The sequence below is a fragment of the Streptomyces sp. W16 genome, from assembly GCF_033194735.1.
Lineage (GTDB): Bacteria > Actinomycetota > Actinomycetes > Streptomycetales > Streptomycetaceae > Streptomyces.
This window is the reverse complement of the sequence record NZ_JAWOAI010000988.1, coordinates 1-1,802: the sequence shown is the minus strand read 5'-3', so window position 1 is coordinate 1,802 and position 1,802 is coordinate 1. Positions and strand designations below refer to the sequence as shown.

Here is a 1,802-nt window from a genome sequence, read left to right as displayed (position 1 = left end):
GAGCGGTCGGCCGCGGTGCGCTACGCCACCGACCCCGACGCCGAGCCGGGCGGTGACCTGAAGAAGCTGGCCGCGAACACGGACCGGGCCGTCGCCCGGCTGCGGCTCGGCGACACCAACACCGTCGCCGACGGCGAGGAACTGCCGGCCGGAGTCGCCCAACGCCTGGAGACCTTCGTCACCGGAGCCGAGCGACTGCGCTCGCTGCGCGCCGACGTGCTCGCCCACCGCGCGGGATGGGACGAGACGTACGGGCAGTACACGACGACCATCTCCACGGCCTTCGCCGTGGGCGGGGCGCTCACCGGAATCCAGGACGCCGACCTCGGCTCCGACGCGCGTGTGCTGCTGGAGTTCTCCCGGGCCGCGGAATCGCTGTCCCAGGAGGACGTGGTGCTCGCCGGTGCCCGTCTCGATGGCCGCCTCGACGGGGAGCGGCTGCGGCTGTTCACCGGCGCCGTCGACACGCGCCGTACCCTCACCGACTCCGCCACCGCGGATCTGCGCGGTTCCGAACGCACCGCCTGGCGGAACCTCGCCGACACCAGCGCCTACACCGTGGTCGGTGCGGCCGAGGACAAGGTCCTCGCCACCAACTCGGCCACCCGCGCGATCGCTGCGGCTCCCGAGGCCACCTGGAACAACGCGCACGCACGCGTGCAGGACGGCATGCGCGCCATCGAGGCGGACGCGGGCGGCGGAGTCGCGGACCGCGCCGATCCGTTCGCACGCGGACTGCTCACCCCGGCCGGCGCCGCCGTCCTGCTCGGTCTCGCCGCCGTCGTCGCGTCGCTCGTCATCTCGGTACGCATCGGACGCGGTCTCGTCGTCGAACTGGTGAGTCTGCGCAACGACGCCCTGGCGATCGCCCGCCACAAACTCCCCGAGGCCATGCGGAGACTGCGCGCGGGGGAGGAGATCGACATCAGGGCGGAGGCCCCGCCCGGACCGGCCGCGGAGGACGAGACCGGGCAGGTCGCCGAGGCCCTGGGCACCGTGCACCGAGCCGCCCTGCGGGCCGCCGTGGAACGCGCCGAACTCGCGAGCGGCATCTCCGGGATCTTCGTCAACCTCGCCCGCCGCAGCCAGGTCCTGGTGCACCGTCAACTCAGCCTTCTGGACAGCATGGAGCGCCGCTCCGACGACCCGAACGAACTGAGCGACCTGTTCCGCCTCGACCACCTCACCACCCGAATGCGACGGCACGCCGAGAGCCTGATCATCCTCTCCGGCGCGGCACCCGGCCGAGCCTGGCGCATGCCGGTCTCCCTGACCAACGTCGTCCGCGCCGCCGTGTCCGAAGTCGAGGACTACGCGCGCGTGGAGGTACGCCAACTCCCCGAAGCCTCCGTCCTCGGCACGGCCGTCGCCGACCTCACGCACCTGCTCGCCGAGATCGTGGAGAACGCCGCCCAGTTCTCGCCACCGCACACCCGCGTGCGCGTCACCGGCGAACCGGTCGGCAACGGGTACGCCGTCGAGGTCGAGGACCGGGGCCTGGGCATGGGCCCGGAGTCGCTGGCCGAGGCCAACCGCCGCATCGAGCAGTCCGAGGCCCTCGACCTCTTCGACAGTGACCGGCTCGGCCTCTTCGTGGTCAGCAGGCTCGCCGCACGCCACGGCATCAAGGTGCACCTGCGGACCTCGCCCTACGGCGGAACGACAGCGGTCGTGCTGCTGCCGACGGCCCTGTTGCACGGCGGCGCGGCCGAACGCGCCCCCCGCGCGGCAGTCGACGACGGACAGCGGGCCGTGGAACGCGAGTACGCGCGCGTGCCGACCGCTCCCCAGCACCAGGAGTC

At 73.0% G+C, this 1,802-nt stretch carries 1 protein-coding gene; it reads left to right on the top strand.

Translation table 11 applies throughout. The features are described 5' to 3' along the window. Positions 1-1,802, top strand: a 1,802-nt coding sequence (locus tag R6V09_RS52270; protein ID WP_317888424.1) for a sensor histidine kinase, incomplete at both ends; no start/stop codon positions are given.